The organism is Pseudonocardia sp. HH130629-09 (assembly GCF_001294645.1).
Classification (GTDB): Bacteria; Actinomycetota; Actinomycetes; order Mycobacteriales; family Pseudonocardiaceae; genus Pseudonocardia.
Map to the genome: position 1 here is coordinate 4,681,058 of NZ_CP011868.1, position 24,247 is coordinate 4,705,304.

Annotated in this window: 21 protein-coding genes and 4 pseudogenes; 14 read left to right on the forward strand and 11 right to left on the reverse strand. The window is 71.7% G+C overall.

Going from position 1 to position 24,247, the window contains the following annotated elements:
- Nucleotides 1–43: 43 nt before the first annotated feature.
- From istA to XF36_RS30780, 4 genes are all read left to right on the forward strand, one after another.
- Nucleotides 44–1,303 carry an IS21 family transposase gene (gene istA / locus XF36_RS21625; RefSeq protein ID WP_145981219.1) on the forward strand — a complete coding sequence of 420 codons (1,260 nt, stop codon included), beginning with the start codon at nucleotides 44–46 and terminating at the stop codon, nucleotides 1,301–1,303.
- Nucleotides 1,300–2,151, forward strand: coding sequence for an IS21-like element helper ATPase IstB (gene istB, locus XF36_RS21630; RefSeq protein WP_060713594.1), 852 nt, complete (start codon nucleotides 1,300–1,302; stop codon nucleotides 2,149–2,151). Before istA ends, istB begins: the two co-directional genes overlap by 4 nt.
- Nucleotides 2,152–3,320: 1,169 nt before the next feature.
- On the forward strand, nucleotides 3,321–4,754 hold the full coding sequence (locus tag XF36_RS21640; protein WP_060710862.1) for an IS1380 family transposase: 1,434 nt from the start codon (nucleotides 3,321–3,323) through the stop codon (nucleotides 4,752–4,754).
- 953 nt (nucleotides 4,755–5,707) lie between these two features.
- A complete protein-coding gene (locus XF36_RS30780) occupies nucleotides 5,708–6,028 on the forward strand; it encodes a leucine zipper domain-containing protein (RefSeq protein WP_082375571.1) in 321 nt (106 codons plus the stop codon).
- Here the strand turns inward: XF36_RS30780 and XF36_RS21650 are convergent.
- Both XF36_RS21650 and XF36_RS21655 read right to left on the reverse strand, forming a co-directional pair.
- Nucleotides 6,009–6,917 (reverse strand): IS3 family transposase, encoded by a 909-nt coding sequence (locus XF36_RS21650; protein ID WP_060711044.1) that lies wholly within the window; start codon nucleotides 6,915–6,917, stop codon nucleotides 6,009–6,011. The two genes, XF36_RS30780 and XF36_RS21650, sit on opposite strands and share 20 nt — an antisense overlap.
- Complete coding sequence (locus XF36_RS21655) at nucleotides 6,914–7,204, reverse strand: transposase (protein ID WP_060710840.1); 291 nt, start codon at nucleotides 7,202–7,204, stop codon at nucleotides 6,914–6,916. The genes XF36_RS21650 and XF36_RS21655 overlap by 4 nt, the downstream gene beginning before the upstream one ends.
- A 36-nt stretch (nucleotides 7,205–7,240) precedes the next feature.
- Here XF36_RS21655 and XF36_RS21660 point away from each other — a divergent pair.
- The 3 genes and pseudogenes from XF36_RS21660 to XF36_RS21670 all read left to right on the forward strand — a co-directional run.
- A pseudogene (locus XF36_RS21660) lies at nucleotides 7,241–7,945 on the forward strand (integrase core domain-containing protein); the annotation flags it as partial.
- 123 nt (nucleotides 7,946–8,068) lie between these two features.
- Nucleotides 8,069–8,356 (forward strand): hypothetical protein, encoded by a 288-nt coding sequence (locus XF36_RS21665; protein WP_060713370.1) that lies wholly within the window; start codon nucleotides 8,069–8,071, stop codon nucleotides 8,354–8,356.
- Nucleotides 8,343–9,158: a class I SAM-dependent methyltransferase gene (locus XF36_RS21670; RefSeq protein ID WP_064485476.1), complete on the forward strand. Its 816-nt coding sequence runs from the start codon at nucleotides 8,343–8,345 to the stop codon at nucleotides 9,156–9,158. The genes XF36_RS21665 and XF36_RS21670 overlap by 14 nt, the downstream gene beginning before the upstream one ends.
- Before the next feature lie 46 nt (nucleotides 9,159–9,204).
- Here XF36_RS21670 and XF36_RS21675 read toward each other — a convergent pair whose 3' ends face one another.
- From XF36_RS21675 to XF36_RS21685, 4 genes and pseudogenes are all read right to left on the reverse strand, one after another.
- Nucleotides 9,205–10,092 (reverse strand): MFS transporter, encoded by an 888-nt coding sequence (locus XF36_RS21675; RefSeq protein ID WP_255357114.1) that lies wholly within the window; start codon nucleotides 10,090–10,092, stop codon nucleotides 9,205–9,207.
- Between the two features lie 52 nt (nucleotides 10,093–10,144).
- Nucleotides 10,145–10,498, reverse strand: a pseudogene (locus XF36_RS35790) (MFS transporter); the annotation flags it as partial.
- 55 nt (nucleotides 10,499–10,553) lie between these two features.
- Nucleotides 10,554–11,399, reverse strand: a complete 846-nt coding sequence (locus XF36_RS21680) for a YmdB family metallophosphoesterase (protein ID WP_064485477.1) — start codon at nucleotides 11,397–11,399, stop codon at nucleotides 10,554–10,556.
- Nucleotides 11,396–12,580 carry a cobalamin-independent methionine synthase II family protein gene (locus tag XF36_RS21685; protein WP_060714891.1) on the reverse strand — a complete coding sequence of 395 codons (1,185 nt, stop codon included), beginning with the start codon at nucleotides 12,578–12,580 and terminating at the stop codon, nucleotides 11,396–11,398. The genes XF36_RS21680 and XF36_RS21685 overlap by 4 nt, the downstream gene beginning before the upstream one ends.
- 127 nt (nucleotides 12,581–12,707) lie before the next feature.
- Between XF36_RS21685 and XF36_RS21690 the strand changes: the two genes are divergently transcribed.
- The 3 genes and pseudogenes from XF36_RS21690 to XF36_RS34440 all read left to right on the forward strand — a co-directional run.
- Nucleotides 12,708–13,604, forward strand: a complete 897-nt coding sequence (locus tag XF36_RS21690; protein ID WP_060713372.1) for a MurR/RpiR family transcriptional regulator — start codon at nucleotides 12,708–12,710, stop codon at nucleotides 13,602–13,604.
- 509 nt (nucleotides 13,605–14,113) lie between these two features.
- Nucleotides 14,114–14,668, forward strand: a complete 555-nt coding sequence (locus XF36_RS21695) for a serine/threonine-protein kinase (RefSeq protein ID WP_060713373.1) — start codon at nucleotides 14,114–14,116, stop codon at nucleotides 14,666–14,668.
- 671 nt (nucleotides 14,669–15,339) lie between these two features.
- Nucleotides 15,340–16,275, forward strand: a pseudogene (locus XF36_RS34440) (2Fe-2S iron-sulfur cluster-binding protein); the annotation flags it as partial.
- 166 nt (nucleotides 16,276–16,441) lie between these two features.
- Here XF36_RS34440 and XF36_RS34445 read toward each other — a convergent pair.
- Nucleotides 16,442–17,995, reverse strand: a complete 1,554-nt coding sequence (locus XF36_RS34445) for an ABC transporter permease (protein WP_060713374.1) — start codon at nucleotides 17,993–17,995, stop codon at nucleotides 16,442–16,444.
- The gene (locus XF36_RS21705) at nucleotides 17,992–18,888 is read right to left on the reverse strand and encodes an ABC transporter ATP-binding protein (protein WP_060713375.1); all 897 of its coding nucleotides are present in this window, start codon (nucleotides 18,886–18,888) and stop codon (nucleotides 17,992–17,994) included. The genes XF36_RS34445 and XF36_RS21705 overlap by 4 nt, the downstream gene beginning before the upstream one ends.
- A gap of 72 nt (nucleotides 18,889–18,960) precedes the next feature.
- On the opposite strand from XF36_RS21705, the gene XF36_RS21710 reads away from it, so the two are divergent.
- Nucleotides 18,961–19,455 carry a GbsR/MarR family transcriptional regulator gene (locus XF36_RS21710; protein WP_060713376.1) on the forward strand — a complete coding sequence of 165 codons (495 nt, stop codon included), beginning with the start codon at nucleotides 18,961–18,963 and terminating at the stop codon, nucleotides 19,453–19,455.
- A 73-nt stretch (nucleotides 19,456–19,528) separates the two neighbouring features.
- Here the strand turns inward: XF36_RS21710 and XF36_RS21715 are convergent, their stop codons facing one another.
- On the reverse strand, nucleotides 19,529–21,223 hold the full coding sequence (locus XF36_RS21715) for an AMP-binding protein (protein WP_060713377.1): 1,695 nt from the start codon (nucleotides 21,221–21,223) through the stop codon (nucleotides 19,529–19,531).
- Between the two features lie 303 nt (nucleotides 21,224–21,526).
- Between XF36_RS21715 and XF36_RS21720 the strand changes: the two genes are divergently transcribed.
- On the forward strand, nucleotides 21,527–22,369 hold the full coding sequence (locus XF36_RS21720) for a helix-turn-helix transcriptional regulator (RefSeq protein WP_060713378.1): 843 nt from the start codon (nucleotides 21,527–21,529) through the stop codon (nucleotides 22,367–22,369).
- A 65-nt stretch (nucleotides 22,370–22,434) separates the two neighbouring features.
- Complete coding sequence (locus XF36_RS21725; protein ID WP_060713379.1) at nucleotides 22,435–22,680, forward strand: hypothetical protein; 246 nt, start codon at nucleotides 22,435–22,437, stop codon at nucleotides 22,678–22,680.
- Between the two features lie 40 nt (nucleotides 22,681–22,720).
- Here the strand turns inward: XF36_RS21725 and XF36_RS21730 are convergent, their stop codons facing one another.
- Complete coding sequence (locus tag XF36_RS21730; protein ID WP_060713380.1) at nucleotides 22,721–23,065, reverse strand: hypothetical protein; 345 nt, start codon at nucleotides 23,063–23,065, stop codon at nucleotides 22,721–22,723.
- Between the two features lie 82 nt (nucleotides 23,066–23,147).
- Nucleotides 23,148–23,693 (reverse strand): annotated as a pseudogene (locus XF36_RS21735) (helix-turn-helix transcriptional regulator).
- 305 nt (nucleotides 23,694–23,998) lie between these two features.
- Between XF36_RS21735 and XF36_RS33440 the strand changes: the two are divergent.
- The gene (locus XF36_RS33440; RefSeq protein WP_202968428.1) at nucleotides 23,999–24,193 is read left to right on the forward strand and encodes a hypothetical protein; all 195 of its coding nucleotides are present in this window, start codon (nucleotides 23,999–24,001) and stop codon (nucleotides 24,191–24,193) included.
- The last annotated feature ends 54 nt before the right edge of the window (nucleotides 24,194–24,247 follow it).

Consider the following 24,247-nt stretch of genomic DNA (forward strand, 5'->3'; position numbering starts at 1 on the left):
AGCGTCGGCTTGGGATTGACCCCCTCTGCACGACGCTGAGGGGGTGTTGTCGGTGGAGGACTGGGCCGAGATCCGTCGTCTGCATCGGGCCGAGGGTGTCCCGATCAAGGAGATCGCCCGCCGGCTGGGGGTGGCCCGCAACACGGTGCGCTCCGCGTTGCGGGCGCCGGGCCCGCCGAAGCGGGAACGGGGCCCGCGGGGATCGCTGGCGGATGCGGTCGAGCCGCAGGTGCGGGCATTGCTGGCGCAGTTCCCACGCATGCCGGCCACGGTGATCGCAGAGCGGATCGGGTGGGAGCACTCGCTGACCGTGCTCAAGGACCGGATCCGCCAGATCCGCCCCGAGTATGTCGGGATCGACCCGGTCGACCGGGTCGCCTACGCACCGGGCGAGATCACCCAGTGCGACCTGTGGTTCCCCGAGACCACGATCCCCGTCGGCCCAGGCCAGGAACGGGTCCTACCGGTGCTGGTGATGACGCTGGGCTACTCGCGGTTCTTGTCCGCGACGATGATCCCCTCGCGCCAGGCCGGGGACATCCTGTCCGGGATGTGGCAGCTGATCAGCGACGTCGGGCGGGTGACCCGCACGCTGGTCTGGGACCGGGAGTCTGCGATCGGCGGGACCGGGCGGGTCTCGGCACCGGCCGCTGCGTTCGCCGGCACTCTGGCCACCCGGATCCGGCTTGCCCCACCGCGGGATCCGGAGTTCAAGGGGCTGGTCGAACGCAACAACGGCTACTTCGAGACCTCGTTCCTGCCCGGACGTCGCTTCGCCTCCCCAGCCGACTTCAACCACCAGATCGACGACTGGCTGGCCCGGGCCAACACCCGCACCGTCCGAGCGATCGGCGGCCGCCCGGTGGACGTGCTCGCCCACGACTACGCGGCGATGACTCCGCTGCCGCCGCTGGACCCGCCGATCGGGCTGGCCCAGCGGATCCGGCTGGCACGGGACTACTACGTCCGCGTCGATGCCAACGACTACTCCGTGGATCCGCAGATGATCGGCCGGTTCGTCGATGTCGCCGCCTCACCGCGCGAGGTCGTCGTCTACTGCGCCGGCCAGGTCGTCGCCCGTCACGACCGCAGCTGGGCCCGCCACGCGGTGATCACCGACCCGGCGCACCAGCACACCGCCGCGGCGATGCGCCGCGCCCTGGCCCACGACCGCAACACCCGACAGGCCGCAGCACGCCGTCACCTCGACGGCCACCCGGTGACCCTGCGCGCACTGCCCGACTACGACGCCCTGTTCGGTGTCGACTTCGTCTCCACTGCCGAGGAAGCGAGCAGCTCATGACAACCACACCACCGAAGATCACCACCGACCCCGCTGGGAGCTCGGGGCCGGCCGGTCCGGTGCTGGCCGCGGTCCCCGACGGACTGCCGGCGATGATCGCCTACCTGACCCGGGTCCTGAAGACCCCGACCATCGCGGCCAGCTGGGAACAGCTTGCCGCCCAGGCCCGTGAGGAGAACTGGTCGCACGAGGAGTATCTGGGCGCGCTGCTGCAGCGCCAGGTCGCCGACCGCGAGTCCAAGGGCACGGTCATGCGGATCCGCACCGCGCACTTCCCCCAGGTCAAGACCTTGGAGGACTTCAACCTCGACCATCTGCCCTCGCTGCGCCGCGACATCCTGGCCCACCTGGCCACGAGCACGTTCGTCGCCAAGTGCGAGAACGTGATCCTGCTCGGCCCGCCCGGGATCGGGAAGACCCACCTCGCGATCGGGCTCGGCGTCAAAGCCGCCCACGCCGGCTACTCGGTCCTGTTCGACACCGCCAGCAACTGGATCACCAGACTCGCCGCCGCGCACCAGAGCGGCCGGCTCGAGGCCGAGCTGAAGAAGATCCGCCGCTACAAACTGATCATCATCGACGAGGTCGGCTACATCCCGTTCGACCAGGACGCAGCGAACCTGTTCTTCCAGCTCATCGCTTCCCGCTATGAACAAGGCAGCGTCATGGTCACCAGCAATCTGCCCTTCGGCCGCTGGGGCGAGACCTTCTCCGACGACGTCGTCGCCGCAGCCATGATCGACCGCCTCGTCCACCACGCCGAAGTCCTGACCCTGTCCGGGGACTCCTACCGCACCCGCGCCCGACGCGAGCTCCTGGCCAAACACAACCGCGCCAGCAACGACTGACCATCACCACACCACGCCGGGGGTCAGTTCCAATCCGTCGCTACGGGGTCACTCCCAACCCGCCGTTGACACGGCTAGCAAGGCATCGATCGCAGCCGGGTCGAGCGCCTCGGCGAGCCTACGGGCCGCGGTCGACCCGGCGTCGGGATCAGACTGGTGGGTACTCATCTGGGTGTCCTTCCCGACCTCAGAGTTGATCACTGAGATCGATCATGGTCCACCCGGGGCTTACACACCTACCGTGACAGGGCCAGGAGATCATCATCTCTGCCAGCCTCACGCCCCAGAGATTCATGCTTCTCGACGGGACTACCACACCGCGCCGCCGCGCACGCAGGCTACGAGGTCTACCAGGAACACGACACCAGGACCAAAGTCCGCCTCGACGTCCTGATCCGAGGCACCGTCGACATCGGCATCGAGTCCAGCACGGCGACCTGCCCATCAAAGCGCCAAAGCCCGTGCCGTAAAGCCGCCGCCGCAGGAGTCACCTCGATCGGGCCGGCCGACCGACCCAATCCCGCGTTCGCGTTCAAGGTCCCCCACATTGAGACCAACGAGCTGCCTGCCCCACGGCGACGTCCTCCGCGGACGCTGGACGGTCGACCCCGGACCCTGCAATCAATCACCTGCAGTCCACGCAACACCGACCTGTTGAGCCTCTGTATCAGGCCCCGGGCACGGAACTGGTGCAGCGACATCCACCGGTCTGGACACCGAAAGTCCGGCGTCGTCGTCGACGACACCGCCGAGAAGGCCCCAGCCGGGGCGCTTATTGCGCTCGACACCGGCACCCGCCAAGGCGTCATCCTCGTCGGCCTCCCAGACCGCGAGCGCTACCTGTCGGACTTCGCCCCGCTCTTTGAGCGCCCCGCCGACTCGGCCACCTACCCCAGAGAGTTCCAGTACCGGCCCGATCTGCACGCCACCGCCGACTCAGTGAGCCTTTTTCAACCTGACCAGCGAGCTTCTGCGTCAGGAGATCGCGAAGGTTGCAGCGCAACTGCTCTGACCCGAATCCGCGAGTAGCGCTGGTGTCCGGACTGGGGAGATGGCGATAGGTGCCCGCTGACCTGCGATGATCGTGTTTGCGACGACACGACATTGCGGGTTGAGAGGACACCTATCAGGTGCGAACAGTACGCAAGCGACGCCCGCGGTGTGCGCGGGTGCGTCTCGGCGCGCCGGACGCGGCGCTGACCAGGTTCTCCGGGCTGGCCGCGGTGACCGAACTGATCGACCGGCTCGGGATCATCGACAAGCTCGACGCCGCGGTCGGGCCCATCAAGGACCGCGACCGCGGGTGCAGCGCCGGGCAGATGCTGGTCGGCATGTCGGCGGCGCAGCTGTGCGGGGAGGACTTCCTGGTCGGGCTGGACCGGCACCGCGCCGACACCGCCGGGCAGGCACTCACGCCGGTGCCGGGGTTGGCGTCCACGACCGCCGCCGGGCTCGCGCGCAAGTTCATCGAGGGGCAGTGGGCGGCGGTGGAGACCGGGCTCGGTGACGTGCACACCACCGCGCTGGACCTGCTCGCCCAGGTCGACCCGGACCGGGCCGAGCAGCTGACGGCGGACGTGACGATCGATCTGGACACCACCGATGTCGAGGTTTACGGCCGGCTCAAGCAGGGCGTGGCGTTCAACCACCAAGGCCAGCGGGTCGCCCGCCCGCACGTCGCGACCTGGGCCGACACCGCGGTGGTGCTGGCCGCTGACCTCGGTTCGGGCCGGGATGACCCCCGCGCCACCAGCGCCGAGCTGTTCTACCGGGCGCTGGCCGCGCTCCCCGCGCAGGCGCGGGCGGGGCGAGTCCGCGTGCGTGCGGACGCGGGCTACTTCGCCGGGCAGCTCGCCCGCGCAGCCCTGTTCGTCGGCGTGGAGTTCGCCATCGGCGCCCGACGCATCGCGCCGCTGTGGCGCATCCTCGACGGCGTCGCGGCCGACGGGTGGACCGACGCGATCGACATGACCGGCGCGCAGGTCGCGGTGGCCGACTATTGCCCGAACTGGTGGCCCGCAGCGACCCAGCTGCTGATCCGTCGGGTCCGGCTCGACCTGGACCACGGCCAGGTCTCCGGTGACCCGCGAGCGCGGCGCCGACGCACCCTGCACCCCGCCCAGCGGGCGCTCCCGCTCGACGACCTCGCTACGGTGGCCAAGGTCGACGGGGTGTTCGCCTACTCGTTCATCGTGACCAACCTCGACGTCTCCACACCTGCCGCAGCCGCGCAGGCCGAGTACTGGTACCGCCACCGCACGAAGGTGGAGAACCTGTTCCGCGACACCAAGCACGGCGCCGCGCTGCGCCACCTCCCCTCCGGACACCTCGCGGTGAACCGAGCCTGGATGTGGGGCGCACTCCTGGCCGCCACCACCAGCGGGTGGCTGCACCACCTCACCGCCCGCACCCGCGACGGGCGCCTGGTCGGGCACGGCGTCCGCGGCGGCCAGGCCATGATCGCCACCCTGCGCCGGCGGCTGATCACCATCCCCGCCCGCCTCGTGCGCCACGCCCGCGGCCTCACCCTGCGCCTACCACCCGGCGAGCACCTACTCGCCGAGGTCCTCGCCCGCGTCCGCGCCCTGCCCGCTCCGTCCTGACCCGGCCGCACCGGCCCCGACCAGCACAGGAACCCGCCACCCGAGGCGACACTCGGGCCGCCCGCTTGCCCACCACCCAACTCCCGACCCAAGCAACATCAACTTTGGCCGACCAAGATCAGCTCATAGCCTACTCGCGGATTCGGGTCTGACCACAGCTGCACAGGTCACCGGCTCGCCAGCTCGGCGTCTGCACCCACACAACCAGGCCCCTGAGCTGCCGGAACGGCAGGTTGAAAAGGGCTCAGTGTTCGGCCGCCTGCGCGCAGCCGGGCTCAGCGAAACCTCCATCCTCGACCATCTGCGTCACGGCCGAGTATGTATCAACAGACAACGTGCCCGCAATGTCGACGATCCAGCCCCACGACCGCACGGATCGTGCTACACGGTGACTTCCACACCCCGAGCAGCACCACCGGCCGCTAACGCGTAGGTGCCGGTGCGCTCGTTCGCTTTCGGGAACGACACCACCGGTATCGGGCCGCTACATCCGACCGCAGGGCAGGCTCTACCGCCATCCACTAGGCCACACCGAACTCGGTCTGTAGCCCGTCGCCCCGCCGTCAGGAGCACACAGTATGAACGACGATCCGACCCCCCACCCACGAGGAATGAAGCAGACCCCTACACCGCCAGGCGGGGATCTGCTGCACGACGAGATTTCCCGAGCCGCCCAGGCGTTCGCCGATGCCGTCGTGGCCTTTGACGAGCGCACCCGCGAACGCGACGACGCACTCGCCGACCGCGATCGCGCGCGAGAGCAGGCCCGCCAGCTCCGAGACGAGCTCGCCGCCGCCCGATCCGAGTTGTCGACGACCCGCGCCCTGCTAGATGTACCCGGCCAGGAGGTTGGTGACGGTGGCCGACGGCGTGGCTGCTTGAACGGGGAAGGCCCTTCGGGCGAGGTGGGAGGTGTCTGAAGCCGTCCATCTCGCCACGAAGGGCCTTCCACCGTGCACGCTAACGCTCGCCTGACCCTGCATGGGCGTCGACTGCTCGTCGCGCGAGTCCGCGACCATGGCCGCCCGCAGTCCCACGTCGCCCGCGAGCTCGGGGTCTCCCGCCAGTGCGTGTCCCGGTGGGTCACCCGCTACGACCGGGAAGGAGATCCCGGTCTGCGCGACCGGTCCTCCCGCCCACACCACAGCCCGACCCGTCACAGCGCCGACACCGAACAGGCGGTCCTGGCCGCGCGGCGTGAGCAGCGCTGCGGTCCGGCCGCGATTGCGGTTCCCCCGAGATCGTGGAGGGTTCTTATGCCGCGTCTCGGGTGAGGGCGGCGTTCTCGTAGTTGATCGGTGAGAGCCCGGCGGCGGCACTGTGTCGCCGCCGGTGGTTGTAGAAGCCGTAACACCAGTCGATGACCGCCGCCCGCGCCCTACTGATGGTGTCGAAGTCGTTGCGGGACAGCACTTCCCACTCCAGGCTGGAGAAGAACGCCTCCGCCGCGGCATTGTCGAAACACGACCCGACCCGGCCCATCGACTGACGGATGTCGAGCCGCCGACACAGAGCGGTGAACGCGCCCGCGGTGTAGGTCGACCCGCGGTCGGTGTGGAAGATCACCCCGGCGATTCGGTCCGCCCCGCCGCGGGCCGCCACCGCCATCCGGATCGCCGCACACGCCAGCTCGGGGTTCGGGTGCAGCCCCGTGGCCGCGCCGAGCAGCCGCCGCGAGTACAGGTCGATCACCGTGGCCAGATACAACTTCCCGGCCGCGGTGGGGATCTCGGTCATGTCCCCGACCCATCTGCGGTTCGGCTCGGCCGCAGTGAAACCCCGACGAAGCAGGTCCGGGAACTTCGGCGCCGTGCGGTCCTGGCGGGTCAGCCCGTTGTGCCGCTTGATCCGGCGGGCGACCAGGCCCTGGCGGCGCATCGAGTCCGCCACGGTCTTCTCCGACACCCGCCATCCGGCCTCACACAGGTCGGCGTGCAGACGGGGTGAGCCGTGTAGCCGCTGGGCGTCGTCGAACGCCACGGCCACGGCGGCGTCCAACGCGCAGCGGCGCTTCTCGGTCGCGGTGGCACCACCGTCGGAACGCGCGGCGCGGTCGAGCCACTTGTACAGCCAGGAGATCGACACCCCCAACAGGGCGCAGGCCAGCGTGTGCGGCACCCGGTGGAAGGTCCTCTGGTCGGCGATGAAACGGGCCACGCTCACTTCGTCGCCTCCTTGACCCACAGGACCACGGATCGCTTGAGGACATCACGCTCCATCCGCAGCTCGGCGTTCTCCGCGCGCAGCCGCTTGAGCTCCTCGACGCCGCCGCGAGACAGGCCCTCGGTGTCCTCGCGGGCCTCTCGTGCACGGGCCACCCAGTTGCCCAGCGTGCCCTCGTTGACCCCCAGGTCACGGGCGACCTGGGCGATCGGCTTGCCCGTCTCCTCCACGACCCGGACCGCTCCGTCACGGAACTCCCGGTCGTAGCGCTTCCGTACCTCTGGCATCGCTACCCCTTATAGCTGATGCCTCCCCGATCATGGGGGAACCGCACGATCGCGGCCACCACCGGAGTCGCGGCGCGCTCGGTATCGCGGATCCTGGCCCGCCACGGCGTGGCTCGGCTGGCGGCCTGTGATCCCATCACCGGCGCCCCGATCCGCGCCACCCGCGCCTCAGCCCACCGCTACGAACACGCCGCACCCGGTGAGCTGGTCCATGTTGATGTGAAGAAACTCGGCCGGATCCCCGACGGCGGGGGCTGGCGGATCCACGGCCGCGGCCCCCGTCCGGGCGCGACCCGCCGCATCGGGTTCGACTACGTCCACGCCATGGTCGACGACCACTCCCGCTTCGCCTACGCCGAGGTCCTGCCCGATGAGAAGGGCGCCACCTGCGCCGGTTTCGTTCAGCGCGCCGCGGCCGCGTTCGCCGCAGCCGGCATCGGCCGCATCGAGCGTGTGATCACCGACAACGCCCGCAACTACCGCGGCTGCCGGGTATTCGCCGAGGCCGTGACCGGTCTCGGAGCACGCCAGAAGTTCATCCGGCCGCACTGCCCGTGGATCAACGGCAAGGTGGAGAGGTTCAACCGGACCCTGGCCATCGAATGGGCCTACCGGCGTCCCTACGCCACCAACGACGACCGCACACTGGCACTCAGCGCCTGGCTCGAGTACTACAACCAGCGACGCCCTCACACCGCTTGCGCGGGCCGCTCCCCAATCAGCCGCCTGTCACCAACGTGATGGCCGGCTACATCTAGCCCCTCATCGGCCTCCGCCGGACTGGGCACCGCACCGAGACGCGCCAGGGCTGCGCATTGGTTGGCTCATGTCCCCGACGATCGGTTCGACGGATTCTGGGGCACCGTGGATGCGGCGCTGGCGCCGGGCGGGCATGTGGTGATCGTCGACGTGGCCCCCGAGGAGCAGCGGATCGAGGAACACATTCACGAATGCGATTCTGTTCCGTTGACGCGGCGGCGGCTCCGCGACGGGCGTCAGTACGACGTGGTGAAGAAGTACTGGGAACCCGACGAGCTGATCGAACGGATCACGCCGCTCGGGTTCACCGGGACCGGGACGAAGATCGGCGCGGGGGACGGTCTCGGGTTCGTGGTGTGGGACGTCTTCAGGAGCAGCGATGACCAGTCTTGAGATCTACAACCCGCGGATGACCTACAACACCGCCGCGGTCGACTACGACACGACCTCGGTGGACTTCTGGCGCTACGCCGCGGTCGAGACGGTGCAGCGGCTGAACCTTCCCCCGGGAGCGTCGGTGCTCGATGTGGCGTGCGGGCCGGGGCCGGCGGCGTTGGCCGCGGCGGAGGCGGTGGGGCCTCGGGGGTCGGTCCTCGGGATCGACATCGCCGAGGAGATGATCGCCCTGGCTCGCGGGCACGCCGCCGAGGCGCAGGTGGCGCAGGCCGAGTTCGTCGTGGGGAGCATGGACGATCTCGATGTCGGCGTGGATCGGTTCGACGCGGCGACGTGCGTGTTCGGGATCTTCTTCGCGCGTGATGTGCGGGAGAGCATCGCCGGGATGGCCCGCGCGGTCCGGTCCGAAGGGCAGGTCGCGGTCACCTCGTTGGGCCCGAAGTTCTTCTCCCCGCTCTACGGGGCGTTCATCGAGGCCGCGCTGGGTGAGCATCCCGGGCTCGACGTCGACGTGCCGTGGCACCGGACCGAGGTCCCCGAGGTGATGCGCGCGCATCTGCAGGCTGCGGGCCTCGACCAGGTCGAGGTGGTCCACGAGGTCAGCTCGCTGCCTCTGCGGACGCCGCAGGACTGGTGGCGCATCGCGACCGGGACCGGGATCCGTCGGCTGATCATGGAGCTGGAGCCGTCGGCGGCGGAGCGGGTCCGCGAGCAGAACCTGGCCTGGATCGCCGAGCAGGGCATCGATCACGTGGAGCTCGGTGTCATCTACTGCCGCGGGGTGGTGCCGGCCGGCTGAGCGGCCGCGGCCGGGGCCGCTCACCGACCGGCCCCAGGAGTCGCTCTCACCTGCTCCCCGGTTGTGGTGCTCGGGTGAGAGCGACGACTGCGGTGGCCGCAGTGGCCGCGACGAGGAGCGCGAGGAGCGCGACAACGCCGTGGCCGAGTCCGGTCGCGATCACGGCGGCCGCGACCAGTGGGGCGAAGCTGGAGATGGTGCTGCCGAGCTGGTAGGTGATCGAGACCGCGGAGAAGCGGACCTCGGCGGGGAAGGTGGTGGCCAGGAGTCCGGCGATCCCGGCGTAGACGGCGCCGTGGCCGAGGGTCATGGCCGGGACGAAGGTCGCGAGCGTGGCGGGCAGGGTTCCGCCCGGCGCCCAGGCCAGTCCAGGCAGCAGAGCGAGTGCGCCGGCGGCGAGTCCGCCGAGGATGACCGGGCGGTAGCCGATCCGGTCACACAGTGCCCCGAAGGCCGGTGTGACGGCGCACTGGCCCGCCGCGGCGATCATCAGGGCGAGCAGGGCAGTGCTGCGGTGCTCCCCCGTCGGTCCGGAGGCGACGCTGAGCAGCCAGACGGTGAACAGGGTGACGATCGTGCCGTGGCCCAGTGCCGCGGCGATGCCCGCGGCTATCCGACCCGGATGGTCGCGCACGGCCGCCAGCAGCGGCCGGTCGAGGAGTCGGCGGGCCGAGCGTGCGCGGGTGAAGTCGGGTCCGTCGTCGAGCCGGAGCCGGATGAACAGCCCGACCCCGACCAGCAGCACCGAGACCAGGAACGGGATCCGCCATCCCCAGGAGTAGAACTGCTCGTCGGGCAGGGTGGCGGCGGCGCTGAACGCCACGGTGCCCAGGAACAGACCCGCCGGGAACCCCAGCTGCGGCCAGCTGCCGAAGAACGCCCGTCGCCCGGGTGGGGCGTGTTCCACCGCGAGCAGGACCGCCCCACTCCCCACCGACGGCAAGCCCCTGCAGGATCCTCAGTGTGACCAGCAGGACCGGTGCCCAGATCCCGATCTGGTCGTAGGTGGGGAGCAGGCCGATCCCGACCGTGGCAGCCCCCATGAGGAGCACCGATGCCACGAGCAGCCGTGTGCGCCCGACCCGGTCACCGAAGTGCCCGGCGACGAGCCCACCGACCGGGCGGGCGACGAACCCAGCGGCGTAGGTACCGAACGCCGCCATCGTCGAGACCGCAGCGGACCCGGCCGGCAGGAACAGCGGGCCCAGGACCAGGGCGGCCGCGGTGGAGTAGAGGTAGAAGTCGTACCACTCGATCGTCGATCCGACGGTCGAGGAGACCAGCACCCGCTGCCGCGTCCTGGTCGGGTCCGGAAGGGGCGGGGCGGGGGTACCGGTCATGCTCTCCTCCAGATCGTGGTCCCGCCCCGAGGCGGTCCGGCTCCGGCCTGCGGGCTCAGCTGATGCGGGTGATCGCCGTGGTCGAGCCGGTGGGGTCGATGTCGAGCACGACCGCTCCCAGGGCCAGGGGCCCCTCGGCGAGGGTGTACGCGGGCAGCGTCGTGTGGTCCTCACCGCGCAGCTTCGCGACGAAGTGCATCGGGTCGAATCCACCGCCGGTGTGCCCCAGACGTCCGGTCATGCCGAGTTCGGTGACGTAGCCGGTGCCGGCCGGCAGGATGTGGCCGCGCAGGGTCGGATCGTGGGTGTGGGTGCCGAGTACGCCGGCGACCTGGCCGTCGATGGCGGCGGCGAACGACGCCTTCTCCCACGGGGACTCGCCGTGCAGGTCGATCACCACCGCGCCGGGCAGGTCGTGGGAGGCCACGATGTCCTGCCAGGACGGCCACAGCGGACGCGGCATCGGGGCGGCCATGCCGGGCAGCTCCGCCGTCGGCGACAGCAGGTTGATCACCGTCAGCGTCGTGTCGCGGCCGGTGAGGGCGAGCAGGCCCTGGCCGCGGTCCTCCTCGAGGTTGAGGGGCCGCACGACCTGGGGGTAGGCGAGAATCTTGTCCACGTCCGGCCCGTCCCAGGAGTGGTTCCCGCCGGTGATCGCGTCCACGCCGGCGTCGAGGAGCTCGTCGACGACCTCGACGGTCATGCCGAACCCGTCCATCGGGTTCGGCCCGGTGACCGCGCAGTTCTCGGCGTTCACCACGACCCAGTCCAGCCCGTGGTCCGCGCGCAGCTGCGGTACCCGCCCGGCCAGCCAGCGGGCCGCCTCCTCCCCCACGACGTCACCGACGCAGAGGACACGCTGCGCGCGTGCGGGCCGGCGGTGCCCGTCGGTGGCGCTCACCCGCCCACCCCGGCAGCGCGGACTCGGCCGCGCGACCGGAGGGCGTCGGTCGCCAGACGGGCTCCCTCGGTCAGGGAGGCGAGCTTGGTCCAGGCGATCCTCGGGTGGACGGGCAGGAACGAGGCGAAGGTGGAGAAGCCGCAGTCGGTGCCGGCGATGACCCGCTCGACCCCGACGGTGTCGGCGTAGCGCACGATGCGCTCGGCGACCAGCTCCGGGTGCTCGACGTAGTTGGTGCACGTGTCGATCACGCCCGGCACCAGGATCTTGTCCTCGGGCAGCGTGAAGTCCTCGAACACCCGCCACTCGTGGGCGTGACGGGGGTTCGCCGCCTCCATCAGCACCCCACGGGGCCGGCCGGTCATCACGACGTCGACGATGTCGGCGAGATCGACGTCGCGGTGGTGCGGGGACTCGTAGTTGCCCCAGCACAGGTGCATCCGCATCCGGTCCGGGGCGATGCCCGCGGTGGCGGCGTTGAGAGCCTCGACATGCCCGGCGATGGCGCGGCGGAACTCCGCGATCGTGGCGTCGGCGTACTGGGCGTGGCGACCCATCGCGAGGTCCGGGCAGTCGATCTGCAGCACGAACCCGGCGGCGACGATCGCCTCGTACTCGGTGCGCATCGCGTCGGCCAGGGCTCCGAGGTAGGCCTCGTGCGAGCCGTAGTACTGGTCGGCCAGATAGATCGCGATGACCCCCGGAGATGCCGCGGTCACCACGACCTCGGCCGGCGCCGCGTCCCCGGCGGCGTCGACCGCGGCACGCAGCTCCTTCATCTCCTGCGCAAGGTCCTCGACCCCCGTGTAGCGCACCGGCCCCGTGCACGACGGCGTCGCGGTCACCAGGCCGTCGAGAGCCTGGGCGGTGATCTCCGGGTAGTCCTCGAGGTCGGCCAGCGACAGCGCGCCGGCCTCGCCGTCGAAGCCCGACATCCGCTCCTTCACGTACGTCGCGTAGCCGATCTTGCCCTGCTCACCGTCACTGCCGACGTCGATCCCGGTCTCCCCCTGGCGCTGGAGCACCAGTCGGGTCGCCTCGCGCACCATCTGCGGGAGCCGGGTCAGCGCCTCCTCGTCCGCGACGCCGGTCTCGCGCGCCACCATCAGCTCGGCCAGTTCGGGCGGACGCGGAAGGCTGCCCGTGTGGGTGGTCAGAACACGGTCTGTGCGGCTCGTCATCACGCCCTCCGAAGCTAGGGACCGCGATGAAACTCCGTCCTCAGCGGAGGTGAACGATGGATGGAACTTCCCACCGGTTTCGGTGGAACCCACGGAAGTCGGGCGACGGTCCGCATAGGGTCGAGTCATGGCTCGACCGGTTCCTCCCCCCGTCGCCCCGGACACCGACGCGCGTCCGGCACTCGCCCTGGTCGGCACGGTCACGGCCCGCATCCGCGCGCTGCGGCCGAGCCTGTCGCCGACCGGAGCCCGGATCGGCGACGCCGTGCTCGCCGCTCCGGCCGAGATCGTGGGGCTGACCGTGAGCGAGCTGGCCGACCGCACCGACACCTCCGTCGGGAGTGTCGTGCGGTTCTGCCAGGACAACCTCGGTCTGAAGGGCTTCCACGACCTGAAGCTCCGCCTGGCGGCCGAGACCACACCGAGTGCCGACGCAGGCGTGCAGGCCCCCGGCACCCCGACCGACACGGTGCGCGCCGTCCTCGCCGCGGCGACCGCAGGGCTCGAGCAGCTGCCCGGCTCCCTCGACTACGCCGTGCTGGCCGAGATCGTCCGCCTGCTGCGCCGGGCCGAGCGGGTCCTCGTCGCCGGGGTGGGCACGTCCGCGCCGATCGCGGCCGATGCCGGATACCGGCTACGCATGCTCGGCGTGCGCACGGAAGTACTGACCGACCCGCACCAGCAGCACCTCGCCGCCCGCACACTGGGCCCCCGGGGATGCTGTCTCGCGATCAGCCACACCGGTCAGACCCAGGAGACCCTCACCGCGCTGCGCGCTGCCACCGAGAGCGGGGCCGTCACCATCGGGGTCACCAGCTACCTGCGTTCCCCGTTCACCGAGCTCTGCCGCCACGCGGTCGTCGCCGGTGCCCCCGAACGACACGGCCTGGAAGCCACGGCCAGCCGCCTCGTCCACCTCGCCGTCGTCGACATCCTCGTCGCGCTCCTCGCCGACGACGACCCCACCGCGGCCTCGACCGCCCAGCAGCTCTACACCGACGCCATCACCGCCCACCGCGTCTGACCCGAGCCGGTCCGGCCGGAGCGTCGGCTCGTCGAGCCCGCCTGCGGCCGAACCCGCCGTCGTTCGCCATGTCGACGTCCCGATCCATTCCGCCGAGCCGGGGAAAAGGACCGCCCCGCTCTCGAACCACCGAGCTCCAGCGAATGCGACACCACTCATGTGTTCACCGTGACCGAGACCGGCACCGCGGCGCTGGAATCCGGGGCGCAGTTCTCCGCTCGCTAGCGTGAACTTCTGCCGAGGGTCTGGACACTGCGGGGCACGTCGCCTGCACAGTGCGCCACGGCAGTGACGGAGTCACCGGTCCCGGCGACCGATGTGGTCGCCGGGCGCTACATCCTCGCGACCCACATCGGTAGCGGGTCCACCGCGACGGTCTATCAAGCCTGGAACCCACCGGGGAATCGGGCCGTCGCGGTCAAACTGCTCCTCGACAGGTGCGACGTCACCGGGTTGAACCGGCAACGCCGCGAGCTGCGCGCCATGCAGCACCTGTCCATCCGAGCCTCGTGCGGCTGCTGGACGGAGGCGTCGACGCCGGCCGCCCCTACCTGGTCTCCGAGCTCGTCGAGGGCCGGACCCTGGCCGCACGACTCGACCAGGGCCCCCTCACCGTGCAGGAGACGGCGCAGGTCGGGGTCGACATCGCGTCGGGGCTGGCGCACCTGCACGCCCGCGGCGTCGTACACCGCAACATCAAGCCCGCCAACATCTTCCTCTGCTCCCGCACCGAGCGGGCACGTCTGGCGGACTTCGGCAGCGCCCGCGTCATGGGCTACACCGCACTGACCCAGCTCAACACGCTCCTCGGCGCCGCGAGCTACCTCGCGCCCGAACAGGTCACCGGCGAGGCCGTCACACCCGCCGTCGACGTCTACGCCCTGGCCCTGCCCTGGTCCTGGTCCTGCTCGAAGCCCACACCGGGCGTCGCGAGTACCCCGGCGACACCATGGAATCCGCAATCGACCGGCTCCATCGGCCACCACGCATTCCCGACACCCTGCCCGGCCACCTGCGCCACGCCCTCTTCGACGCGACCTACCAGCGGGCCGAGGACCGCCTGATAGCCGCCGATATGGCAATGCGGCTGCAACACCGTCGGTAGCAGTTCTCGGCGAGATTTCACGCCACCGAGCACGCAGGCACCATTGCGTCTGCAATCGGCGCCCCACCCGAGTGCCCGCGGCCGCACAGCGTCACCACCACCGCCGCGCGTCGTCGCCGGTTTCGAATCGCGGTTCTTCCGCCGTTTGGGCGAGTATCCACACGCCCCGCAGTTCCGGCACACAATGAGCCCTTTTCAACCTGCCGTTCCGGCGGCTCAGGGGCCTGGTTGTGTGGGTGCAGACGCCGAGCTGGCGAGCCGGTGACCTGTGCAGCTGTGGTCAGAGCAGTTGCGCTGCAACCTTCGCGATCTCCTGACGCAGAAGCTCGCTGGTCAGGTTGAAAAAGGCTCAATGGTGTGACAGGAATTGAGAGGACCTTCCGTGGTGCCGCATTCTCACTGGTAGCCGGTACGGGCTCCCCACCCTTCCGAGTGCCGGCACGGACAGGTTGCGTCGACCTCACGACAGGCGGTGGCCCGCGGGCCGCCGCGGTCACCGCGCACACCGTGGTGGAGCGGCACGGTGCGGTCTGGTGGTTGGCCGGTGACCGGGAGCCCGATCACGGTCTGCCGCCCGACTTCGGCACCCTCGACGCCGAGGACACCACGACCCGGCGCGACCACCTGGTCATGGACGTGCCGTACGACCTGATCGTCGACCACCTGCTCGACTGCAGCCACACCAGCTTCCTGCACGACGGGATCCTCGGGAACAGCGCCATGCTGGACACCGCGACGACCGTGCGGCAGGACGGCGACACGGTCAACAGCGTGCGGGAGTCCGCGTCGGTGCCTCCCCCTGGCATGTTCGACATGCTGTTCCACGACGACGGCGCCCCGGTCGACACCTGGACCGACTTCCGGTGGAAGGCGCCGTCGCACCTGCTGCTCGACGTCGGCGTCACGACGCCGGGACGACCGCGTTCCGAGGGCGTCGGCTACCTCGGCACCCACAGCCTCACCCCGGAGACGGCGAGCACCACGCACTTCTTCACGACGGCGTCGCGCTGGGGCGTGCGGCCGGGCACCGAGACCCCGCAGATGCGGCTGAAGATCTCCGACCTGCGCCGGTTCGCGTTCGAGGAGCAGGACGAGCCGATGATCCGCGCGCAGCACGCGACGATCGCCGCGTTCGCCCGCTCCGAGGCGCACCTGCCGTTCCTCGACGAGCTGTCCGCCGACCCCGTCACCACCCACCACCTCGGGCTCGACCCGGCCGGCACCGGCGCCGTCCTCGACCGGGTGCTGGCCTCACCGGGAGCCGGGGACCACGTCTACGTCTGCGGCCCGGCCGGTCTGATCGACGCGGTCCACGACCGGGCCCGGGCGCACGGCTGGCCGGCGGGCTCGGTGCACGACGAGCACGTCGTCGCCACCGGGACCGCCCCGGCGGGCGCCCGGCGGTTCAAGGCCGTGCTCGGGCGCAGCGGGCGGACCGTCGAGGTCGACGAGGACCACACCCTGCTGGAGGCGCTCACCGCCGCCGGTGTCGACGTGCCCTCCTCCTGTGGACAGGGCATCTGCGGTACCTGCGTGACACCGGTGCTCGGGGGTGCGGTCGACCACCGCGACACCTACCTGACCGACGACGAGCGGGCTGCCGGGACCGGCTCTGCGTGTGCGTCTCCCGGGCCGCGGGGTCCGAGGTGCAGCTGGACCTGTGACGGCACGTCCCGGGCCGGGACGCCCGCCGGCCCGGCCGTGATCCACACCGACACCCGGTCGGCCCACCTCAGACCACGTCGCGACGACCGGCGTTCGCCACCCCCGCCGCGACGAGAGCGGCCGCCACCAGGACGAGCAGCAGGCCCGACGCCAGGTGGACCGGACCGTCGGGGAGCTGTGGGACGAGCGCGAAGGGTGACACGACGAGCACGTCAGGCGGCACGAGACGGAACTCGACGGCGAGCTCCAGCGCCTGGAAGGCCCCGAGGACGACGAGGACCAGGGGGCCGGCGGCCCGCGGAACCACGGTCAGCGCCACCGTGGCGAGTGCCGTGAACACCCAGGCCGCCGGAGACCGCAGCACGCCGGACACGGCCAGGAGCGCGGACGACCACGGGTCGCTCCCGACGCGGGTCACGGCGAGACCGACCCCGAACGCCAGGAGCACCCCGGTCGCGGCCACGGTCCCGGCCACGGTGTGCGCGAGGAGCCACCGGGCACGCGCGATCGGCCGGGACAGGAGCAGCTCGGCCCGACCGGAGGTCACGTCCGATCTCAGCCGCAGGGTGGTGCGGATCCCGAGGATCGCGGCGAACAGCGGGGAGAGGTACAGGGCGACCGCCACCAGCCCCGGGCCGCTCCCCGCCGAGCCACCCAGGGCGAGGGACGCCTGGCCGTCCACCGTCGAGGACACCCCGCCGATCAGCACGCCGACCAGCAGCGCGGTCACGCTCCACCCCACGACGGAGCCGCGGGCGTTGCGCAGCGCCAGTGTGAGGGGCCCGCGCAGCGCGGCTCCGGCGCGGGCCGGGCCCGACCGGTCCGGCAGCAAGCCGGAACCGAGGTCACGACCGGCCGCGATCCACAGTCCGGTCCCGGCCAGCACCGCCGCCAGCACGAGCGCCGGGACGAGCTCGCCGGCGTCGTCGGAGGCGAAGGGGCGCACCGCCGCGATCCAGCCGAACGGCGTGGCCGATCGAGCAGCCCCGCCGGCCACGTCACCCGCTCCGCGGAGCAGGAAGAACACGCCGACGCAGCCCAGCGCGACGGCGTTCGCTCCGCGCGCGGTCCGCATCACCTGGCCGGCCAGGACCGCCGTGGCCGCGGCGAGCACCCCGACGGTCACGACCTGGGCCCCGACCAGGACCGATCCACCGGTCGCCGCGCCGACGGCGACGAAGCCGATGGCGGCCACCGTGCCGGCCAGCAGCGCCCCGACGGCGGCGACGACGAGCGCGGCCGCCGCCGAGGCGGCCCGCCCCACGGGCACCGCCCCCAGCAGCTCCCCGGTGCCGTCCTCCTCGGTGGCCCGCGTGGAGCGCACCACGAGCAGGACCGCCGCCAGGCTGACGACCAGCGTCGCGACGCCGGACGTCCGCCACGACGCGACCGCCCCGACGCTGCTGCCGACGACCGGGCCGATGAGGAACAGCTCCCCGGCGGCGGCGTCGGCCGAGGCCGCGAGGGCGGCCCGGGCGGCATCCGTCGGGTAGGTCGCGACGACCCCCACCGCGACCAGCACGAGCAGCAGCCCCGATGTCACGAACCAGGCGGTGCCCCGCAGGCGCTCGCGCCTCGCGACCAGACCCACCATCGCCGACGTGCCGGTCAGCGCGCTCACCCCCTCGCTCCGGCGAGGTCGCGTGCGTAGTAGTGCAGGAACAGGTCCTCGAGTGTGGGCGGCGTGACGCTCAGGGTCTCGATCCCCAGATCCGCCAGGTGCGACATGACCTCGTCGAGGCGGGTCGTGGTCAGCTCGACCCGGTGCCCGTCGACGTCGACGTCCTGGACCCCGGGGAGCCCGGTCAGTCCGACCGGTGGCCTGGTCAGCGTCGCGACCACCACGGTGGCGCCGTGTACGCGCAGCTGCGCGAGAGTGCCGGTCTCGACGACCCTGCCGGACCGCACGATGCTCACCCGGTCACAGAGGCGCTCGGCCTCGGAGAGGATGTGCGAGGACAGCAGGGTCGCCCGCCCCTCGGCGCGGGCCTCGACGACACACCGCGTGAACACCTCCTCCATCAGCGGGTCCAGACCTGACGTGGGCTCGTCGAGGACCAGCAGGTCCGCGGACACGCTGAGCGCCGCGATGAGCCCGACCTTCTGCCGGTTGCCCTTCGAGTAGCTGCGGCACCGCCTGCTCGGATCGAGCGCGAACCGCTCGACGAGCTCGTCCCGGCGACGCCGGTCCCGGCCGCCGTGCATCCGCGCGAGGAGGTCGATCACCTCGCCGCCCGTGAGGTTCGGCCAGAGGCTGACGTCTCCGGGCACGTACGCGAGACGTCGACGGACCGCGGGCGCACCCGTCCACGGGTCCGCACCCAGGACCCGCACCTCGCCGGCGTCGGCCCGGAGCATGCCGAGCAGGATCCGGATCGTCGTCGACTTGCCCGCTCCGTTGGGGCCGAGGAGTCCGAGGACCTCTCCGGGCCGCACCGTCAGGTCGAGGCCGTCCAGCGCCCGGGTCCGACCGAAGGACTTCACGACCTGCCGCATCTCCAGGACATCCGCCATGCACGGTAAGCTACACTTGATTCATGAATTTCATGAAATAGCTGACAGTCGTCGGGACCGGAGGAACCCCACATGGCCGAGAGCACGGACCCCGAGTTCGTCGCACGGTTCACCGAGGCGCTCACCAACTCCGGCTGGCCGCGGATGTCCGCGCGGATCTTCGCCACGCTGATGGCGACGCCCGAAGGGGCGCTCACCGCCGCGGACCTGTCCACGCAACTCGGCGTGGGGGCGTCGGCGATCTCCAACGGCGCGAAGATGCTGCGTGGCCTCGGCCTCGTCGACGTCGCACGCCGGGAGGAACGCCGGATCACCTACGTGGTGCGACCCGACGCGTGGATGGCGGCCGTCGCCCACCAGGACCACCGGCTGCAGACCCTGGAGGACATCCTCACCGACGGCGCCGACGCCTCCACCGACGCCGCCGCCGAGGCACGGCTGCGGGAGACCGCCGACTTCTTCGCCTTCCTGCGCGCCGAGCTCCCGCGGATGGTGCGGCGGTGGCGTGCCGGTCGGCAGGCCCCGCCTCCCGGGCACCACGACCACGACGACGACCGGCGGGCCTGACCGACCCCCGCCCCGGGGCCGCGGTCCCGGTCCGCCGCCCCGGTGCGGGCGAGTGCTTCACGACGGCGACCGGTCAGGCCCTCAGCTCCGGGAGGTCCTCGTAACGCCACTCCCCGCCCGCGGCCGCCCCCGCCTCGTCGCGCTCGCGGGCCCGCAGCTCCACGCGGCGGATCTTGCCGGAGATCGTCTTCGGCAGCTCGAAGAACTCGATGCGCCGCACCCGCAGGTAGGGCGCGAGGTGGTCCCGGGCGTGGGCGAAGATCGCGACCGCGGTCTCCCGGGTCGGCTCGTGGCCGGGGGCGAGCGCGATGTAGGCCTTCGGCACGGCGAGCCGCACCGGGTCGGGCTGCGGCACCACGGCGGCCTCCAGCACCGCCGGGTGCTCGAGGAGCACGCTCTCCAGCTCGAACGGCGAGATCTTGTAGTCGCTGGCCTTGAACACGTCGTCGGTGCGGCCGACGTAGAACAGGTAGCCGTCGGAGTCGCGGGTCGCGGTGTCGCCGGTGTGATAGAAGCCGCCTGCCATGGCGTCGGCAGTCTTCTCCGGCATATCCAGGTACCCGACCATCAGGCTGATGGGGCGCCGGGCGAGGTCGATGCAGATCTCGCCCTCGGTGTCGGAGACCTCGCCGGTGAGCTCGTCGACCAGCACCACCGGGACACCGGGCAACGGGCGGCCCATCGACCCTGGCTTCACGACGGACCCGGGCGTGTTGCCCACCGACGCCGTCGTCTCGGTCTGGCCGAACCCGTCGCGCAGGGTCAGTCCCCATTGCGCCCGGACCTGTTCGATGATCTCCGGGTTGAGCGGCTCGCCCGCCGCGATGACCTCGCGCAGCGAGCCGGGCCCGCCGGACAGGTCGGCCTTGATCAGCATCCGCCACACCGTCGGCGGCGCGCAGAACGTGGTGACGCCCTTGTCCCGGATCTGGCCGAGCAGCGACGCCGCGTCGAAGCGGCTGTAGTTGTAGAGGAAGATCGTCGCCCCGGCGATCCACGGCGCGAAGAAGCAGCTCCACGCGTGCTTGGCCCAGCCCGGCGAGCTGATGTTGAGGTGCACGTCGCCAGGGGTGATGCCCAGCCAGTACATCGTGGACAGATGTCCGACCGGGTACGACGCCTGGGTGTGCTCGACCAGCTTCGGCCGGCTGGTGGTGCCGGAGGTGAAGTACAGCAGCAGCCGGTCGTCGGCGGTGGTGCCCGGGTGCTCGACGGGTGCGTCGTCCACGTCGTGGGAGTCGGCCAGGTCCAGCCAGCCCTCGGCGGTGCCGCCGGCCGAGATCGCGGTGCGCCCGTCGAGGAGTCCCTCGAACTTGCCCGTGCAGGACGCGTCGGCGATCACGAACCGGGCGCGGCCGCGCTCCAGCCGGTCCGGCAGGTCGACGGCGCCGAGCGCGGTGGTCGTCGGCATGATCACCGCGCCGAGCTTCATCACCGCGAGCATCGACTCCCACAGCTCGACGCGGTTGCCCAGCATGACCAGCACGCTGTCCCCGCGCCCGACCCCGTGCGATGCCAGCCAGCGGGCAACCTGGTTGGAGCGGCGGCGCAGCTCGTCGAAGGTCCAGGCGCCCTCGGCGCCGTCCTCCTCCACGATGCGCAGCGCGGTCCGCGTCTCCCCGTCGGCGATCACGTCGAACCAGTCGTGCGCCCACTGGAACGCGCCGTCGAACTGCGGCCAGGTGAAGTCGGCGACGGCCTTCTCGTGCTCGCCGTGCAGCGCGACGAGCCGGTCGCGGGCGTCGCGGTAGATGTCGTGGTTGCCCATGGGGCGGACGTCCTCGGGGTCGGTGGGGCGGTCAGACCGTCGTCGGGGCGGTCACCGGGCGGGCGAAGAACGCCAGCGCGAACGTCGTGACGGAGGGGGCATGCGGGCTCCTCGTCGAGCGCGGGCTGGCGGACGGACCGAGACTCGCCGCGCCGGCCCACCGCCCGCTACCAACCGAAGTCAGTGTTCGGATCCGGTTGACGGACCCGGCGATCTCTGGGAGAACCCACCAGTCGTGACTCGTTGCACACGACGAGGCCGCCCGGGCCGGCGAGGACGCCGACGGGACAGGGAGGAGCACTCGTGCTGGACGACGACGCGGTCGCCCGTGCGCTGGACCGGGTCATGCCCCGCCGGCTCCACGAGCTCAGCTCGACGACCGGTCTGCCGGTCGTCTTCGGCGGGACGACCCGGACGGTGCGCGACGGCCTGCAGCTGACGATCAACCAGCTGATCGGCACCTTCGGCGACTCGCTGCGGCTGCTCAGCGTCCTGTCCGGGCGCGGTCTCGGCGGCGCCGCGATGGCCCGCCGCATCCCGTGCCGGGTGAGCGACTACGCCTCGACCCCGGGGATCACCCACGACTACGACCACGTCGTCGTCGAGAACGAGCGGCTCGCATCGATCCTGGCCTATCCGATCATCGTCCACGGCTCGGTCCGTGGCGTGGTGTACGGGGCGATGCGCGAGCACCGGCCGATCGGCGACGTCGCGGTCCGCAACGCGGGCATCGTGGCCGCCACCATCGCCCGGGACGCCACGGCCCTGCTCGACCAGCACTCTCCGCCCACCGTCGCGGTCGTCGCGGACGCCGAGAGCCGGGCCGGTGCGCTGCTGGAGCTCGCCGCGCTGATCGAGAGCACCGACGACCCGGAGCTGCGCACACGGCTGAGCCGGATCCACGACGGCCTCGCCGGGGCGCGCCCGGCGCCGGGTCGGACGGGCGGAGAGGCTCCCGCCCTCTCACCGCGGGAGATCGAGGCGCTGCAGCACGTCGCGGTGGGCGCGACCAACGCCGAGATCGCGGCGCAGCTGGGGATCACCGTGGGGACGGTCAAGGCCTACCTGCACAGCGCCATGCGCAAGCTCGACGCCCAGAACCGGGCGCGGGCGGTCATCGCGGCCCGTGCGGCAGGGCTGATCTGACCGTCCGACGCTTCGGCGTGAACCTGCCCCGGCCCCGGTACGAACCCAGGGCAGGGGGTGAGCCGATGTACCTGTCCACCGAGCAGGCACGGGCGCTGGAGCTGCTCGACGGCCGGGACGCCCGCGTCGACCAGCTGCGGGCCCCGGTGGCCCGGCAGCTGCACGACCGCGGGCTGATCGACGCCGACGGTGCGGTCACGGCGGCCGGTGCCGTCGTCGTCGAGGTGATCTATGCACAGCGGTTCGCCGACGGCGTCGCCGAGATGAAGGCGCGCATCCGGCACCACCGGCTCGGCCGCCCCGGGGGCTGAGGTCCCGTCGCGCACCTCGCCTGCAGTCGCGGGCGCGGCGTCATCCGGCCCTGTCGGCGACCGCGCGCCGCAGCCCGTCCCCGATGCGCTGCATCGTGGCGCCGTAGGCCTCGGGGAGGTCGACGTCGAGCCGGTCGGCGAGCACGAAGAGCCACCACAGGCACTCGGCGAGCTTGTGCCGCAGCTCGGCGTCGGTGTCGCCGTCGATGTCCCAGGTGCGCTCGGCCGCGAGCACCAGCCGCCCGACGTAGGCGGCGTAGTGGGTGAACCCGAGCGCCAGCTCCGGGAGGGTCCAGGTGCGTCCCAGCAGCCGGTCCTCGAGCTGCTCGTAGAGCGCCCGCACCTCGCGGGCGCGGCTACGCGCGTCGGACAGTCCGTCGGTCATGGTCAGGCACTTCGTCTCGTGACGACGATGCTAGGTCCGGTTCCGGACCGGACTTGTCCGGAACAGGGCGTGGCGGCCTGCGTCACGGGGCGCGCTGCAACGCCAGCAGCTCCTCCAACCGGGCCACGACGTGCTCCCGGACGTCGTCGGGCCCGAGCACCCGGAACGGGACCCCGAGCCGGGGCAGGAACTCCGCGATCCACCGCGCGTCGAGCCCGCCGACCGTGCTCAGGGTCCGGTCCGGGCCGTCGGCGCGATGCCGCGCGATGGTGGCCGGGAGCAGGGCGCGGGTCTCGTCGAGTGAGCGGTGGACCTCGACCTCGGCGTGGGTCGCGTAGGGCGTGGTGGTGATCGCCTCCTCGACCAGCGCCGTCGCGTCGACCTCCCGGCGGCGCGGGTCCGCCGGGCCGGTGACGACGACGCCGTCGACGCGGTCGGCCCGGAACACCCGTCAGTCCCGGCGGTCGAGGTCCCAGGCGACGAGGTACCACCGGTGCGCGGTGCGGACGACCTGCTCGGGCTCCACCGCGCGGGTACTCCCCGTCCCGCGGCGGTCGCGGTAGCGGAACCGGACGCGGTCACGGGTCCGGGAGGCGCCGGCGAGTGCGGTGCGGATGTCCGGATCCACCTCGCCGTGGGTGTCCGGCCGCTCCCCCGCCTCGGCGATCGCTCGGTCGAACCGGCCGAGGGCCTCGGCCGCCCGGGGCGGCAGCGAGCGGCGCAGCTTCGACAGGGCCGCCGGCGCCGCGCGTCCCTCGCCGTCGGGGTGGCTCCACGCGAGCCGGCGGAGCCGCCCAGGGCATCTCCGTACTGACCGTCGAACCGGGAGCGTTCCGCACCAACGCCTACACCGGGTTCGCCGACGAAGCCGTCGAGGAGGCGATCCCGGTCTACCACGAGATCCTGGAGCAGGTCCGGGCCGTCCTCGTCGGGATGGACGGCGTGCAGCCCGGCGACCCGCACAGCGGCGCCCGTGCGGTGATCACGGCGATGTCCCAGAATCCGCCGCCCCGCCGGCTGGTCCTGGGCAACAGCGGATACGACGCCGTGGTCGAGACTCTGGAGAAGGACCTGGGCGAGATCCGGAGGAACGAAGACCTGTCGCGCAGCGCCGATCTCCCTGCGTAGCCGGGCTGCCCCACGAGGTCGTACTGCCGGGATCGGGGAGCGTGGCTGACGGAC